Consider the following 16,272-nt stretch of genomic DNA (forward strand, 5'->3'; position numbering starts at 1 on the left):
TTAAATTTGGCGACGGGAGTTACCTCGTCGGTAATGACCGAGCCAAATTTAAAAGTAACGAAGTATAGGGCAAAAAGACGAGCCGTTAAATTTATTTCCAAAGAAGATAGAGCTTTTCGTCGTATATATCGCTACTCTTCGGCCCCACCTCCACCTCCGTCACCTCCACGTTTTGCACGTCGTTTTTGGCTTTTAGCGCGCTGGCGTCTTCTTCAAATTTCGCCATCAGCTCCTCGATCTGCGCGTTTAGCTGAGCGACTTCTTGCTCGCTTAGTTTGACGTCGCTGCGCTCTTTTAGCACGCTGTTTGCCGAGCGAGCGGAGGTCGCGACCTTGCCGATATTGCCGCTACTTAGTAGCCCTTTGCCGAAAATCGCGCCCAAAATGCTAGCCCCCACAGAGATCGCGGTCTCGATCCCCTTGCTTTTAAAGTCTCGCTGCTCTTTTTCTAGCTTTGCTACCGAGCGGTTTAGTTTCTCCTCTAGGCGTGCTTTTTGTTTGGCAAATTCCGCAGTGAGCTTGGCCGTTTGCGCCTCTAAAATTTCGTTGCATTTATCGGCCAAACGCACGTAAAACTCCTCCTTGTTCTCACCCGGCGCCGAGTTTAAATTTAGCGCGCTAAAGAGCCTAAGTTTGTAGTTTCTATAGATAAATTCTTTGAAATTTTTGGTTAGCTCTTTGAAATTTTTAGCTCCCGCGACAAAGCCCGGCAGCGGCGCGTATGAGAGCTTGAAATTTGGCTCTGCAACCGCGGTAAAATGCATATTTTCGCTAGCCTCGCTCCAGTCGGCGCTTTTTTGAGCTTCATCCAGCCTTAGCGTGAAATTTACCTCGCGAACCTCGTCAAGCCCCTTTTTAGCGTCGTAAAATCGCACTTTGGCTTCACCGTAAAGATATCCCTCCAGCTCGCCGCCTTCCTGCAAATTTGGGCTTGCGGCGTAAATTTGAGCGATATCGGGCGACAGCACCGGCTTGGCGGCAAAATTTGAGCTTTTTGCCGGGCTTGATCCGCTCAAATTTGACCCGCTCTTTTGCTCTTTCATCAAATTTGAAATCTGCTCGCGGCTAAGCGGGCCTTTGAGATAGCTCAGGGCCCAGCGCGTCGAGATGACGGACAGCCCGTCCTCGTGGATGTTTTTTAAGAGGAAATTGCGCTTTTGCAAATTTGAGATGAGATTTTCTATCTCGCCCTTATCCATCGCAGAGCCCGCAAGCCCCGTCATACCGTCGATCACGCGCGCTTTATCCTGCGCGGTTTGCAAGCGCCCGATAAACCACGTGCCGATGTTGCTAAGGCCTTTGTAGTCAAGATCGACCGGGTTTTGGGTGCTTAGTATCACGCCAAGGCCGTGCGCACGGGCTTGCTTGAGCAGAGTTAGCATCGGAGTTTTGCTAGGCGGGTTGCCGTTTGGCGGGAAAAATCCGAAAATCTCGTCCATATAAAGTACCGCGCGAAGCGAGCTCGTACCCTCGGTCTTGCGCATCCACGCGATGATCTCGTTTAGCAGCAGCGTCACGAAAAACATCCTCTCGCCGTCTTTTAGGTGCGAGATCGTAAAGATATTGCACTTTGCTTTGCCGTTTGCGTTAAAAAGCATCTTTGAGATATCAAGTCGATCGCCGCTTAGCCACGCGCGAAAATCGGGGCTTGCAAGTAGCGTGTTGATCTTAACCGCTAGCTTCATGCGCTCGGAGCTTGGGTAAAATTTCTCCACGTCAAATACGCCGATCTTGGCAAACGGAGGCGTCGCGATAAAGCTGATGAGCTCCTCTAAGCTCACGTCTGCGCCCCGGCTAAATTTATCTATAAAGATGTTTGAGATGAGTAGGTGTTCTTTTGAGCTTACGTCGTTTTCTATGCCCACAAGCGATAGCACCGAGCTAGCCAGAGAGCCGACGTACTCGCTAAACTCCTCGCTGCCTACGTCTAAACTCGGACGGGCAAAATCGCCTAGCAGCGCTACGCCGACGCCGCTACTGCTCTTTGGCGTGTAAATTTTTAGCTCGGCGCTATCTTTAAAAAGCCCTACGCGCTCTAAACTTTGAAACGAGCCCTCGATACCGTTTTTCCAAGTCTGCGCTTCGCTAGCGGCAAACTCATCCGCGCTCATGCCTTTGTTCTGCGCTTCGTTTTCATCGACGTAGGGCACAAAATCCTGCGCGCTCATCTGCGGAAACGCTAAGGCGAGGTTGGTCATATCGCCTTTTGGGTCGATTATAAAGGTCGGGATGTTATCGATGCAGGCTTCTTCTAGGATGCTGATGCCAAGGCCGGTTTTGCCGCTACCGGTCATTCCGATGATGGCTGCGTGCGTCGTGAGGTCCTTGTTTTTATAAAAAAACGGCTCTTTGTTTTTGAGGCCGACGTAAAATAGCTTTAAATTTTCTTGGATGGTTTTCATGTGCTTCCTTGTAAATTTTGGGCTATTTTACTGATTTTTGATTAAATTTCGGGTGAAGCTACGGGATAAATCTAAAATCGAGGCGGATAGAATTTAAAAAGGCAAGCGCAAGGCTCGCCTTTTAATTTTGCGTTAAATTTATTGGTAAGTTTTTAGCTGCTCTTTGAGCTCTTCGAGAGTTTCTATTACGCGTCTTTTCGTAAATTTCGCTATATCTTCGCCCGTAGTATCGTCATTACCAGCTAGCTGACAACAATATCTCATCGCGCCCTTATATCTTAACGCGGCGACTAGTTTTAGATCTGTATCTATGTTTATGATTTTATTAGAGTCGCCAGCTTCGTCCGGTATGCTTAGCTCAAATTTAGCATTTATAGGCTCGCCCTCTTTAAACTCGCCGTCATCCAAGCTAACGACGCCCAGGCCGCCCCTTGAGATATCGTATAGATTGCCGCTTATTTCGCTACCGTTTTGCGTCAAGATCACTCTAGTATAGCGATCAGGATAAACGCGCTGGTGTTTTCTTAGGTTTGCGTGCAGATTTTGCATATACGTGAAATTTTGTAGCGTAACGGTTAAATTCGTAAGATCCGATCCGACTATATCGGCTCTTAAATTTTCCGGAAAATATTCATCGCGTACTACGTAGGCGTTTTTTTCTTCTTTTATAGCTAAAATTTGCTCTAGAGTTACCTTGCAGACGACGGTATCATCCTCTGCATGCTTTACATCGCCCATACACTCTACTTTCACGCCGTTGTAAAGATTTAAAAAATGCACCTGACGGTTGTCTTTCATAGCTCTAGCAAATACGTTTACCGCATCCTCGCGCATAAACGAGCCGTCATTATACGTAACGTTCATTTGAATTATAAGTCCTTCCGAATAAATTTGAATTTTAAGCTAGATTATAGTAAAAAAAACTTATTTTTTGATTTAATTTTTGATATTTTGTATTAAATTTGCGATATTTTAATCCAAAAAGGATCAATAAGGGCGAGAGTTCGCCCTTAAATTTAGATGATTATAGCTTATCCGCGTTGTGAGATAGATAGTCTGCAACGCCTGCAGTATCGGCTTTCATGCCTTTATCGCCTTTGTTCCATCCTGCAGGGCAAACCTCTCCGTGCTCGTTGGTAAATAGCATCGTATCGACCATTCTTATCATCTCGTCGATGTTTCTTCCAAGCGGAAGGTCGTTGATAACCGCATGGCGAACGGTGCCGTCTTTATCAAGCAAGAAGCTACCGCGAAGCGCGACGCCGGCATCTTCTAAAAGTACGTCAAAACCGCGAGCGATAGACTTCGTCATATCGGCTACTAGCGGGAAGCGAACTTGGCCTATGCCGCCTTTGTTTACCGGAGTTTCTTTCCACGCAAAGTGAGAGAATTGGTTATCCGTTGAAACGCCGATGACTTCGATACCGCGAGCTTTAAATTCGTCGTATCTCTTATCAAACGCGATAATCTCGCTAGGGCAAACAAAGGTAAAGTCCATAGGATAGAAAAATACCACCGCGCCTTTCTCGCCAATATTTTTATATAGGTTGAAATCGTTTACGATTTGATTGCTTCCTAAAACCGCTGCAGCCGTAAAGTCAGGCGCTTTTTTTGTTACTAACATTTTTTCTCCTTAATAATTTTTATTTGTAGCGAAATTATATCATCTAAAAATTAAAAAGAGATAAATTTTATCTTTTGCAATGTTTCAAATTTTGCTCCGCAGTCAAAAGCAGATTTAGTATACCTGACATTTGTTTGCTAAATTTAGTGCTGGGCCAGGGTAAGCATAAAGCGCCCGTAGTTTAACTTACGGTTTATTTTTGTAGATTTATTTTCCGTGCGTCATGATTTTGTCTGGTATTTGCGGTGGCGCTTTTTAGTCTAGCGCCTTTGTCCACGTATTTAAACCGCAAAATAGCGGCCTAATAAATTCCGATTTTTCCAGTATAACGTCGCATAAAACCTAAATTTTAAAGCTACTTGTGAAGTTGAGTTTTTCTCTAGAAGGCGCGCAGTGGTCTTTTACGGTGCGGCGATAGCTAGCTTGGTTTGAGGCGTGAGCTTTGGATTTTTAGGCGCAGCGAGCTTTGTCTATCTTCGAGCGCTCGTAAAAGCAAAATAAGGACTTTTTAACGGCGCCCGCGCTATTTTAGCAAAGGCGCAGATACGAATGCCTTTAAAATATATCAGTAAAATATTTGCTAAATTTGGCGCAATCTACTTCTTTGTCAACCAAGAACCGTAAGTTTCCGGTTTAGCTTTGCGTAGCCGTTATAAGCCCAAAACGGCCTTTATAACCGCAGCGCAAATTTGCTGCTAGGGCGTTTATGTATACACACATGCAAACTGCCGGTTAAGACTACGGCTAGCGTTTATTGGTTGCATATTTAAGCGGCGGATACGTCTTGATAAAAGCACAGTATCTATAGCGTCTTGGGTTTGCACGACGCCGAAATTTTGATATTCGTTTTTGGTCGGCTGCAGCGTAACCGATATTTGCGATTTAAAATTGCTGGCAAATCGCCGTTCGCTTTTGTTAATTTTAGTATCTAGCGCAGGTAGCGTTTCGATACTAATTTTGCTCAAAATTTTTGGGTATTTTTCTTGAAAACTATTTTATCTAGGTCTCTAAAAAATAAGTCGCTCCGTTTTGCGGCCTATTGCCGATACTGCGGTAATTTACTCTAGGTTAAATTTATCGGATACAAACTGCGCTAGATGCTCGTGGTAACTGTTGTTCGTATCGCTGCCTAGACCCGAAACTATGAAGACTATGGCTTTAACCAGCCCCTCTACCTTTGCAAGAAAAAGATTTCGTAAAATCCATTTACTAGCATGTCGTAGCCCTTGGAAAAATAATTTGTTTATCGTATTCGTATTCGGCTGATTTTAGAAGGGTTGTAGTTGTGATAGTAAAATTTCAAAATTTATTTAACCAAACTACCGTTATTTAAAATAACCTAAATTTACAAAAATTGCCGCATTTGTAGAAAATTATCTTTTGTAGCTTTCGCCGCCGAATTTGAGTAAAGCCGAACCCCAAGTAAAGCCGCCTCCAAAAGCATCCAATAAAATCAAATCGCCATTTTTAAGCCTACCGGCCTCATAAGCATCGTTCATTGCCATCGGTATGGAGGCCGAGCTAGTGTTACCGTATTTTCCGACGGTTACTACGCATTGTTCGTCTGAAAAATTTAAACGTTGTTTGACCGCTTCGATAATGCGCAAATTTGCCTGATGCGGGATAAAAAGATCGATTTTGTCGCTGGGGATTTTATTTCTTTCTAAAATTTCTACGACGTCTTTGGTTAATGTTTGAACCGCAACTTTAAAAACTTCGTTACCGGACATTTTAATAAACTTTTCTTCTCCGCCCGGCGTGATGAGTAGCTCGGCATAGTTGCCGTCGGCTGCGGTATGTACATCTATAATCTCATTTTTATTATCGGCGCTTACGACTGCCGCACCGGCTCCGTCGCCAAATAGTATACAAGTCGTCCTGTCTGCCCAATCCACTATTTTGCTTAGTTTTTCGGCTCCGATTATGAGTATATTTTTTTTACTGCCGCTTTCTATTAGAGACTTAGCAAGTTCAAGCAAATAGATAAAACCGGTACAAGCTGCGCTTATATCAAACGTCATAACGGAATTTATGCCCAAATTTTTAGCGATTTTGCAGGCGGTCGAGGGCATGCAAAAATGATCGGGGGAAATAGTCGCGCAAATGACGGCATCAATATCTTTTGCTCTCAGATTTGCTCTTTCGATCGCCAACTTCGCCGCCTTTGTTCCCAAGTCGCTAGTATCTTCATCCTGCGCTATTCGCCTTTGCTTAATACCCGTTCGTTTAGTTATCCATTCGTCGCTTGTTTCTACCATTTTTTCAAGATCTAAATTCGTTAAAATTTTAGCAGGGGTATATGCAGCTATGGATATTAACGAGGCTTTTGGCATTTATATTAACCTTATATTTTATTTGGCAAAGCGTGAAAGCTCGTCTTCGATAACTTTATTTATATTAGAATCTGCGAAATTTAATGCTTGAAATATCGCATTTTTGATGGCTTTAGAGGTACTCTTTCCGTGACTGATTATGACGCAACCGTCTACGCCTAGCAGCGGCGCTCCGCCGTATTCATCGTAGTCGACTTGCTGCTTTAAAGTCTTAAAAACTTTTTTCATGAGAAGCGAGCCAGCGATTGCTACGGGAGATTTTTTAACGTGTTTTTTAATAATTTTGCTGATTGCATCGGCTACGCCTTCGCTAGTTTTTAGCAAAATATTTCCCACGAATCCGTCGCAAACTATGACATCAACGCTTCCGTCAAAGACTTGATTGCCTTCGGCATTGCCTACGAAACTATCAAGTTTTGAAATCATCGTAAAGGCTTCCTTGGTAACATCATTGCCCTTACACTCTTCTTCGCCGTTTGATAAAAGCGCTACCTTAGGCGACTCTATTTTTAAAATTTCCTTTGCGTAAGCTTCACCCATTACCGCGAACTGAAACAAATGTTCCGGCCTACAGTCTACATTTGCGCCGACATCCAAAACTAGAGTTTTACCGCCGGTAACATTTGGCATCAACGTCGCAATAGCCGGGCGAGAGACGTTTTTGAGTCGTCCGACTCGAAGCGTGGCAAGGCTCATCGTGGCTCCGCTGTGTCCGGCAGAAACTACGGCCTTGGTTTGTTTATTTTTAAGTAGCTCAATAGCCTTAAAAATACTACTTTCCTTTCGCTTTAACGCGTCGGTGGCGCCGTCACTCATAGAAACAATCTCGTCGGCTTGAATAAATCTTACGTATTGTTTTAAATTTTGTGGGACGAGACTTTCCAAAATTTTCGTATCGCCTACCAAGATAGCTTCAAATTTTACTTCTTTTAAAGCTTCGATCACGCCGCCGATAATAGGCTGCGGACCGAAGTCGCCGCCCATCGCGTCAATGCAAATGCTGGTCATTTGTATCAATACTCTCCGGTAGTTTTATTTACGCGGTGAGGCATTTTCCATGAGCCATCTTTATCTTTTACGGGAATAGGAAGCGTTACTTTGTAGTGTGTTCTTCTCTTTGCCGCGCGAGTATGACTTACTCTTCGTTTAGGTACTGCCATTTTATTCTCCTTTATAGATTTTTACATTTTTCGCAATAAAAATAATCGCTCTTAAAAGCTTCTATTTCGCTTGTTAATACTTCTTCCAAATTTATAAAACCGTCGAAAAATTCGACTACATCGTCGAGGTTTTCTTCTTTATCTTTATAAATTCCGTCGCTTAATATCAAATTTACATCTTCATCAAGCTTTAAATTTATGTCTTCGCCGCATCGGTCGCAGTTGTGAGCTATCTTGCCTACGATTCTACCTTTGCAGCTAACCAAATTTTGGTTTATTTTTTCCAGTTCGCCGTTAAAAATCAGTCCGACCGAGTTTAACTCAAACGGCATTTGATTGTTTGCGATTTTGGCGAAAGATATTTTCAAAATTTAACCCAAATTTAGCAAATTTCTCTTGTTGCAAAGAAAAATGCAATCTCGTTTTTGGCGTTTTCTAGGCTGTCGCTACCGTGAACGGCATTTGCGTCGATACTCTCGGCGAAGTCGGCTCTAATTGTGCCCGGTTTTGCTTCTTTCGGATTAGTCGCACCCATTAGATCGCGGTTTTTAGCCACCGCATCGTCGCCTTCAAGAACCATAACTACGACCGGTCCGCTCACCATAAAATCAACCAAATCATTGAAGAAAGGTCTGTCTTTGTGAACTGCGTAGAAAGCTTTTGCGTCGCATTTGCTCAGTTTGACTTTTTTCATGGCGGCGATTCTTAGTCCGTTACTTTCGAATCTATCCACGATTTTTCCGATAACGCCCTTTTTTACGGCATCAGGCTTAATAATAGAAAGCGTTTGCTGCATAAAATTTCCTTTTTGTGATTTTTATAAGGCGGTGATTATATCAAAAAAAAATTAAAATTCAAAATAAGCCCAAAATGCGGGTTTAAATTTATTGTATTACCGCGGTTGAGCCCATGCGCATATCGGCGGTTATCTCGGCGCGAGAAGGCTGTCCTGCATAAGGAGCGTCCCAAACGATACAACCGTCGGTAGGACAGGCTGAGGCGCATGCAGGTTCGTCGTTAAATCCTACACACTCTACGCATTTATCTGCATAGACATAGTATGCGTCCTCTCCAGTCGGGTTATCTGCGTCGTCTACGATAGCGTTTGTCGGGCACTCGTCGATACAAGAGCCGCAGCTTATGCAAATATCTGTTATTTTTACTGCCATTTTTTATCCTTTTAACTAAAATTTTTCGCAAGAATATCAAAAGCTAAGTAAATTTGATATTAAATTAACCAAAAATACCGCAAAAACTAACGCAATAAAAGAGCAGCGCATAAAAAACTATCGGTGTAATTTACTTGCGACAAAAAGCTACAAAAACTTAATCTTATCTACAAATCGAATTTACAAATTATGCGCTAATTGCTATAAATGCCGCGTTTATCTTAAATGCGGCGGTAAAGCTCAAACCACGAAAATAAAGTTTTACATCGTATTTTTAATTTTACTAAAATAGCCGAATACGGCGTTTTGGCATGAATTTCGGCGGTAAAATTTGAGGCTAAAATTTACGGATTTACCTTCAAATTTGGGTGCAAAAAAGTCAGGGCGAAGTATCGCGAGCATAGATTTTTACTTCGCTATGCTCGTAACGCTAAAGCGAGAAAAGGCTTTGCCTCCCTTGCGGTCGCAACTGCAAGCAAAAGCGACGTAAAAATTTAGCGCAGGCTGGACAAGATAGTCCGCCGAGCTAAATTTTTACTAGCTCCGTTAAAGACGCTCGTGAGACGAGCCGCTTCAAGCAAAAGTTATTGCGTTATCGCGCTTTGCTTCGCCTTATCCTTCGTATCTACCCAGATATTCGGCACCGCTCCGCCAGGCGTTAAAAATATCTTCGCGTCGTTGTTTTCGCGTAGCGCCTCGTTAAATTTACCCTGCGTCTCGATCTGCTTTAAATTTAGCAAATTGTGATCGAGGCTTTTTGCGACCTCTTTGTTTGCGTATGCCTGCGCGTCGGCTTCGATCTTAGCGGCGTCCGCGCGACCCTGAGCCTCGATGATAGCAGCTTTGGCCGTACCTTCTGCGAGGGCTGCTTTTTTGAGCGCCTCTTGATTTGCGCGCTCAACTTCGTATTTGGTTCGTTCGGCCTCTTGCTTAGCGATTTGTACGCGCTCGATCTGCTCTTTTACCTTTTCAGGCAGGATAATCTCGCGCAGTTGCACGGTTAGCAGCTCGACTGGTTTATTTGGCTGTGCGTCGATATCCTTGCGGATACCCTCGTCGATAGCCGTGGCTAAGTCATTTCGCTTCGTCGGAAGCTCCTCGGCGGTGTATTTACCAGCGATACTGCGCACGACGTCGCGTACGACGGGATCGACGATCTTGTTTTCCCAACTAAGCCCCCAAGACGCGATCGTTTGAGGCGCGTTTTCAGGATTTAGGCGGTACTGCACGGTGATGTCGATGCTAACAGGCAAGTTTCTCGCGTCCAAAACGGAGATCGAGTTTTTGCGGATGATACCGGCTTGAGCCTGTGCGCCGTACTTTTGCGCCGCTTCGCCCATATCTTCGCCCGAAGTGTAGTTGATGAGGCGCACGCGCGTATCGACTACGATGACTTTTTGCAAAAACGGGATGAAAAAGTGCAGTCCCGGCTGCATAGGAGACGGGTCGTATTTACCCAAATTTGACTTGATGCCCACTTCGCCCGAGTTTATCGTGACGAAAGGCTGCGTGAGCGCGATCACGGCCACAAGCGCGATGATGACGTAGGCAAAGGCCGAAATTTTGCCAAATCCTTTAAAATCAGGCGTTTTAAAATTTACTTTTGGGCCTTTGCTCTCGCCGCCGTTATCGTCTCCGCCGCCGGAGCCTCGTTTTTTATTAAAATAATCATTCAAATCTGCTGGCATTTCGTTCCTTAAATGTAAGTTAGCATCGAGGCGTATTTTGGATTACGTCCGTAAACTACGTCAAAATACGCGTCTTGTAGGCGTTTAGTTACCGCTCCGCGCTCGCCCGCGCCGATAACGCGGTTGTCGATGTTGCTTATCGGAGTAACCTCGGCCGCCGTACCCGTGAAAAACGCCTCGTCCGCAGTGTATGCGCGGTCGCGAGTGATACGCTCTCTGCGCACTTCGATGTCTAGATCGCGAGCGATTTTAATGACGGTGTCTTGCGTGATGCTAGCTAGGCTGCTGTCGTTTGGAGGAGTGATGAGCGCGCCGTCTTCCACGATGAAAAAGCACTCGCCTGGTCCCTCTGAGATATAGCCCTCGCTATCAAGCAGTAGCGCCTCGTCGTAGCCCGCCTCTTTGGCTTCGTAGTTTGCCATTTGCGAGCAGAGGTAGTTCGAGCTTGATTTCGCGCGGCTCATTTGGCCGCCGACGTTTAGTTTGGCAAAGCTCGAAATTTTCACGCGGATGCCCTTTTTTAGGCCCTCTTCGCCCAGATACGCACCCCACTCCCATGCCGCGATTGCCGTATTTACGGGAGCTTTGGTGTGAGCTAGACCCATCACGCCGTAGCCTAGATAAACGATCGGGCGTAGATAGACGTTTGATTTAAATTTATTTGCGCGAAGTAGCTCGACCTGCGCGTCTTCAAGCTCTTTTTGCGTGTATTTGACGTTTAGGATCGTCATTTTGGCTGATTTTAGTAGGCGCGCGGTGTGATCGCTAAGGCGAAATATCGCTAAGCCTTTATCTGTCATATACGCTCTTGTGCCCTCAAATACGGCGTTTGCATAGTGAAGCGAGTGGGTTAGGACGTGGACTTTAGCATCCTCCCATTTGACTAATTTTCCATCCATCCAGATAAATTCGGAAGGGTTCATTTGGCATCCTTTTTTATAAAATTTGCAGAGTGTAGCTAAAATTTCTTTAAAATTTTGTAATGTTTAAGATTTCGGTCTAAAATTTTGAGCTTGCGAGGCAAAATTTACCCCGACCTTAGAGCTCATCGGCTACGGTGTCTTCGATATTTTCGGCAAAAGGAAGCACGAGCGTCTTACGAGAGCCAAACGCGTTATGCCACAGAGCTTTTTTGATCGTTTCGTAAGGCGTATCATAAATTTTAGCCAGCTCTTGCAGTAGCTCCTCGGCCTTATCGTCGCTTAAATTTTCTCGGCGGTAAAATAGCATTAACGTCGCGCCGATACCGATAAACTCAAACCCAAATCGCTCATTCATCATCAAAATAAACGCATACGTCTGCTCGGGCTCAAAATCGTCCGCAAAATACCCCTGAATCATTCTCGCAAATACGTCCGTACTGCGCTCGCAAGGGCACAGATAAACGTCGATATCCTCGTCAAGCGCGTCGTAGTCGCGGGTATTTACGTACTCTAGCGCTTTTAGTTTATGCGGGTAGTTTAGGCTAAATTTACCGTAAAATTCGCTCACTTCAGCCTTATACTCGGGATCGTTTAGGATGTCCAGCATCAAACGAAACTCCGCAGCGGGAAAGTCGCGCGCACCCGGATTTTGCGCATTATACTCCTCCTCGTCCAGCATCTCGAAACTAGAGCTTGCGTGCATATTCGTGTATTAGCATTGCGGGGTGTTTTCGATGATAAAAAGCGGCTTAAATCCCGTATGCTGCTCGCACAAGCGATTATATGCGATCGTGACGGCGTTCATATTTTGATGAGCGTTAAGGACGCCGTATTTTAGGGTAAAATTCGCTTCGCGCGTGTAGCGCGGATCGGGCTTTTCGAGCCTAAACGAAATAAGCTTTTCAGGGCGACAAATCGTGTAAAAAGCTAGCTTTAATTTCTCAAAAAACGACATACTTTTCCTTTTAAATAATTTAAATTTTGCCGACTCGGCGACTAGCGCCGGATTATTCGGCTAAAAGCGGCAAATTTAACCAAATACCGCAACTTTTTTTCGGCGCGTAATTTAAGCCAAAAACGGCTTAAATCTCAAATTTTGGCTTCATATTTAAACATAGAACGATAATGCCGCAAGCAAAGTAGACGGGCAAGGATAAAGGAGCTATATATAAGCGACTCTAGCCGGCGGCAAATTTAAACGAAGTAGTATTTTTTGTTTGGGACCAAATTTAAAGCGTTGCTTGGATTTAAAAGCTAATTCCAAATTTGAGCGTAAGAAAAAAGGCGAAGCATCGCAAGATCATTTTTAATGCCGCTACGGTTTTTGCAGCCAAGGCGCTGCAAAGGCCTCTGCTTGCAGTTGCAAGTAAAACGAAGCAAAACTCATAAAAGCCGCCGGCAAAACTGCTATTTTTCTAAAATTATCCTAGTTGCGGCAGAATCTACGCACTCCTCGTCCATTATAATTTCGCCTATCTCCCTTGCCCTTATCACGCCTGAAAGCGGGTTTTTCACGCTAGCTATGCCGCCTAAAATTTCCACATCCACGCTTGAATACTCAAAGGCTAGCGTGGTATCTAGCGTCCGGCAGCCGCGCAGAACGAGATTTTGCACGTAGCAAAGCCCTTGCAAGCTTTCTATCACGCAGTTTTCAAAGGTCACGTTTTTGCTGTTCCACGCGAGGTATTCGCCGCTGATGAAGCTGTTTCGCACGGTCACGTTTTCGCAGTTCCAAAAGGCGTCTTTGCTAAGCAGTTTACTATCCTCTACAAGCACGTTTTTACAGCCGTCAAAGCCGTAGTTCCCATCTAAATTTAGCCCGTAAACGCGCACGTTTTCGCAGTTCATCGCAAAATAATCCCCTCGCGCGCAGACGTTTTTTATCTCCACGTCCTCACAGCTCCACAGCGTCTCCTCGGCCTGGGTCAAATTTACGTTTTCTAGTCTTACGTTTTGACACCTGCGGAAGGATTTTGGCGCCTTAATTAGCGTATCTTTAAAGCTCACGTCTCGCGCGTACCAGATGCCAGCGCGCGCCGTCTGCATCAAAAACCCGTCCTCCACGGCGACGTTTTTGGTATACCACAGCGGATATTTCCACTCAAAAGTGCAGTTTTTTAGGTGCAAATTTTGCCCGTGCTTTAGAGGCGACTCGCCCGCTGCGAACCCGCACCGCTCAAACTCAGCGTCCTTTGCGCCAAACATCGCGCGCTCGCCGATAAATTTTTGCTCGACAAATTTTTGCATTTTTCGCCTCCGTCGTTTTTGTTGATTATATCCGTTTTTACAAAAAAGCGTTAGAGCAATCCTGTAAAACTACTGAAATTTAGGGTAAATTTTGCAAGGAAGGGAGATAAATTTAAGTAAAAATCGTATAAAATGAAAGTCTGCCCCAATCTTACGCGAAAGGGGCAAATACGCTACAAGGCAAACTATGAGGACACATAGTAGGCGCCTGTTGCTGAGATTATATCTAAATTTTAAGTTTTTTAAGCTTAAGATAACGGTAGAATTTAAGCGGCATTAAGGGCGCGGGGGCATAAGCCCCTTGCCTACGTAGCCGTTTAAAAATCCAAGCGTTTGGGCATTGCTATTGTCTTTCGGAGTCCTATTTTCCCAAACGCTCGGTAGGAAAAGGTAAGATTTAGACTAGCGCAAAGGATGGAAACGCGAGCCTAAATTTTACCTTTTGCGGTCAAATTTGCCGTATTGCGGGAGGGCGTCAAATTTGATCTAATTTTAAAGCCTGCGACCCATCAATTTGAGCGGGCAAATTTAACCGAGCCGCAAGCGCAAAATCCAAATTTACCAAAAAGTGGCCCCAAGGCGCACCGACCGGGAGCTGCTAAATTTTACTTCTCAAACGCCTTTTCTAGGCTAAACGGAAACGCCTGATAACCCATCGCATTGGTCATTTTGATTTCGATTGACGGCTCTTTTGCGCCCCATTCAAACTCGTTGATGTGAGGGCTAGGCACGCCGACCGGGCGGCCCTTGGCGATGTCAAACTGCATGCCGGCAACTGCTGAGTAAACCATCACGCTATCAAGGTCGTCTTGATGCTGCGCTAGCGAAGTAACCGAGCTGTACCACTCGCTGCCGCGCTGTTTGCCGTATTCCCAGACTTGCTCGACGGTTTTAGCTTTTTCGTCGATTTTATAGACGACCGCGCGGGAGTATTTCATGCCCGCCATCGCAGGCTGCTCCATACCGCGGGTGTCGCCGTTGTCAAAGACGGTTAGATAAACGACGCCCTTTTTAGACTTGCTATCGATTCGGAAAGCCGTATGTTGCGTCCACTGCCAGTCAAATCCGCCCTTCTCGCTCTCATATCCCGGGCATTTTGAGTACTCGTCCTCGCAGACGATTTTTTTGCCGTCTTTATCCACAGGCTGGAGCAAGTAGCCTTTAAACTGATCCTTCCAACCTTTGTGCGCGCCCATTATCCATTTGACTTTTTTGTCGCGGCCGATCTTGATGACGGCGTCTTGGTGGCGGCTGGAGATGATGATACTATCGTCGCTTGGATCATAATCCACGCTATTTACGTGTGCCCAGTTGCGTCCAGGACCCGAGCCCACGATGTCGCCCCATTTTTCGTTCGTATCCATCGCGGCTAGCTCGTCCGAGCTAGCGGTGTGGCCTGCCTTGCTAGCGTCGATATTTAGGCACACCGCGCCCTGATCGAGAGTTTTTAGCACGATGTCGCGATACGGATCTAAAATTTCATACAGCCTAAAATCATCCACGACATTGCCGTCGCGATCGACCTCGACGATGACGTCACGCACCGTTCGGACGTTTTTGCCGTCGGCACGCTTATAGTTGGCGTTTGCCGCGCGAAGGAAATAATGCCCGTTTTGCGCAACGTCCATAGAGTGCGAGAAGTCGTTGTAGCCCGCAGGTAGCTCGCGGTTAAAGATTTCGCGGCCCATTATGTCGTATTTGGCGTATCTTTGGCCGTAACCCCACGTCATCGCGCCGTCGTCGTTTTGTTTAAAGCCCATCATGACGCCCGCGCTAAAGGGCTGCTTGAGGTCGTAAATTTTACTCGGCTCCAGATACCAGCGCACTTCGCCTTTGGTGTCTAGTACGAAGTTATTCGGGCTGTAGTTCCACTCGATCGCGCCGCCTGCGGGGTTGTTCCACACGACTTTGGTGCCTTTGCCGGTTTTGTTTACGAAGTTATTTACGTAGTAAAGGCGGTTAGCAAATTTAGCGCTCGGAGCCTTCACGACCTCGATTTTATCAAACAGCGCGCCCTTTTGAGACGGCATGCCGGAGCTCTCCAAATAAATCGCTGGAGCGTAAATTTTATAGGTTTCTTTTACATGCTCGGTTTGGCCCTTGTAAATTTTATCGTACTCGACCTCGACTGTGTTTTGATAGTCGGGGTAAAGTCCAAAAACAGGTATTCCGCCGTGAGTGCGCAGATGCTTATCGGCGACTTTATAGCTGATAACCTGACCGCCCGGCTTTGGCAAGATGGTGACTTTCGCATTTGCTAGCGTGTAGCCGCCATTTTTGATGACCGCCGTTAGAGGCGCGATGTCGTATGGATTTACGACCACTTCGCCGATTTTGCCGGGGACGGCGTAGTCGATGTGCGAGCCACTAGGTCCGCCGATAGCCAGCGCAGCCGTGCTTAGACCGCCCAGTAACGCCGCAGCCAAGGCGACTGACGAGAGAGTTCTTTTCATCTTGTTCTCCTTTATAATGATAAATTATTTCATTACCGTAATTTTAGTGAATATTTCTAACATAAAAATCACGCCATTATTATAAATAGCTTAAATCCAAAAAATAATTCAAATTTTTATATTTTCCGCTAAATTTAGCCTAAATTTTATGAATTTAATCTAAAATTTATCTTAGCGTGAGTTTTGCGGCGGCGAGGGAATATAAAATTAACCCAAACGAAATCATTTTAAGGAGCACTCCATGAATCTACTTTCTAAATTTAGCAAAGGCTTT

Annotated in this window: 16 protein-coding genes; all 16 read right to left on the bottom strand. The window is 45.3% G+C overall.

What is annotated here, in order from left to right; genetic code table 11:
- Positions 1–91: 91 nt before the first annotated feature.
- The gene (locus Q0218_RS08580) at positions 92–2,401 is read right to left on the bottom strand and encodes a DUF87 domain-containing protein (RefSeq protein WP_297968709.1); all 2,310 of its coding nucleotides are present in this window, start codon (positions 2,399–2,401) and stop codon (positions 92–94) included.
- A 138-nt stretch (positions 2,402–2,539) separates the two neighbouring features.
- Complete coding sequence (locus Q0218_RS08585; protein ID WP_297968711.1) at positions 2,540–3,265, bottom strand: PilZ domain-containing protein; 726 nt, start codon at positions 3,263–3,265, stop codon at positions 2,540–2,542.
- 160 nt (positions 3,266–3,425) lie between these two features.
- Positions 3,426–4,025 (bottom strand): peroxiredoxin, encoded by a 600-nt coding sequence (locus tag Q0218_RS08590; RefSeq protein WP_002947343.1) that lies wholly within the window; start codon positions 4,023–4,025, stop codon positions 3,426–3,428.
- Positions 4,026–4,729: 704 nt separating this feature from the next.
- A complete protein-coding gene (locus Q0218_RS11980) occupies positions 4,730–4,990 on the bottom strand; it encodes a DUF2920 family protein (protein ID WP_366517440.1) in 261 nt (86 codons plus the stop codon).
- 408 nt (positions 4,991–5,398) lie between these two features.
- Entirely contained in the window at positions 5,399–6,358 is a 960-nt protein-coding gene (locus Q0218_RS08595) for a beta-ketoacyl-ACP synthase III (RefSeq protein ID WP_297968713.1), read from the bottom strand.
- Positions 6,359–6,376: 18 nt separating this feature from the next.
- Positions 6,377–7,366 (bottom strand): phosphate acyltransferase PlsX, encoded by a 990-nt coding sequence (gene plsX / locus Q0218_RS08600; protein ID WP_297968729.1) that lies wholly within the window; start codon positions 7,364–7,366, stop codon positions 6,377–6,379.
- Positions 7,367–7,371: 5 nt separating this feature from the next.
- Positions 7,372–7,518, bottom strand: a complete 147-nt coding sequence (gene rpmF / locus Q0218_RS08605; protein ID WP_122863182.1) for a 50S ribosomal protein L32 — start codon at positions 7,516–7,518, stop codon at positions 7,372–7,374.
- An 11-nt stretch (positions 7,519–7,529) separates the two neighbouring features.
- Positions 7,530–7,886, bottom strand: a complete 357-nt coding sequence (locus tag Q0218_RS08610) for a YceD family protein (RefSeq protein ID WP_297968715.1) — start codon at positions 7,884–7,886, stop codon at positions 7,530–7,532.
- 14 nt (positions 7,887–7,900) lie between these two features.
- Positions 7,901–8,314 carry a nucleoside-diphosphate kinase gene (gene ndk, locus Q0218_RS08615; RefSeq protein ID WP_122863180.1) on the bottom strand — a complete coding sequence of 138 codons (414 nt, stop codon included), beginning with the start codon at positions 8,312–8,314 and terminating at the stop codon, positions 7,901–7,903.
- 88 nt (positions 8,315–8,402) lie between these two features.
- On the bottom strand, positions 8,403–8,687 hold the full coding sequence (locus Q0218_RS08620) for a 4Fe-4S binding protein (RefSeq protein ID WP_295145083.1): 285 nt from the start codon (positions 8,685–8,687) through the stop codon (positions 8,403–8,405).
- A 584-nt stretch (positions 8,688–9,271) separates the two neighbouring features.
- Positions 9,272–10,375 carry an SPFH domain-containing protein gene (locus Q0218_RS08625; protein ID WP_297968717.1) on the bottom strand — a complete coding sequence of 368 codons (1,104 nt, stop codon included), beginning with the start codon at positions 10,373–10,375 and terminating at the stop codon, positions 9,272–9,274.
- An 8-nt stretch (positions 10,376–10,383) separates the two neighbouring features.
- On the bottom strand, positions 10,384–11,298 hold the full coding sequence (locus tag Q0218_RS08630; protein ID WP_297968719.1) for a branched-chain amino acid transaminase: 915 nt from the start codon (positions 11,296–11,298) through the stop codon (positions 10,384–10,386).
- A 115-nt stretch (positions 11,299–11,413) separates the two neighbouring features.
- Complete coding sequence (locus tag Q0218_RS08635) at positions 11,414–12,001, bottom strand: hypothetical protein (RefSeq protein ID WP_297968721.1); 588 nt, start codon at positions 11,999–12,001, stop codon at positions 11,414–11,416.
- 9 nt (positions 12,002–12,010) lie between these two features.
- The gene (locus tag Q0218_RS08640; RefSeq protein ID WP_297968723.1) at positions 12,011–12,253 is read right to left on the bottom strand and encodes a hypothetical protein; all 243 of its coding nucleotides are present in this window, start codon (positions 12,251–12,253) and stop codon (positions 12,011–12,013) included.
- A gap of 452 nt (positions 12,254–12,705) precedes the next feature.
- Entirely contained in the window at positions 12,706–13,545 is an 840-nt protein-coding gene (locus Q0218_RS08645; protein ID WP_297968725.1) for a DUF3737 family protein, read from the bottom strand.
- 605 nt (positions 13,546–14,150) lie between these two features.
- Positions 14,151–15,998, bottom strand: coding sequence for an aryl-sulfate sulfotransferase (locus tag Q0218_RS08650; RefSeq protein WP_297968727.1), 1,848 nt, complete (start codon positions 15,996–15,998; stop codon positions 14,151–14,153).
- Between the last annotated feature and the right edge of the window lie 274 nt (positions 15,999–16,272).

This window comes from uncultured Campylobacter sp. (assembly GCF_938039245.1).
In the GTDB taxonomy this organism is placed as follows: domain Bacteria; phylum Campylobacterota; class Campylobacteria; order Campylobacterales; family Campylobacteraceae; genus Campylobacter_A.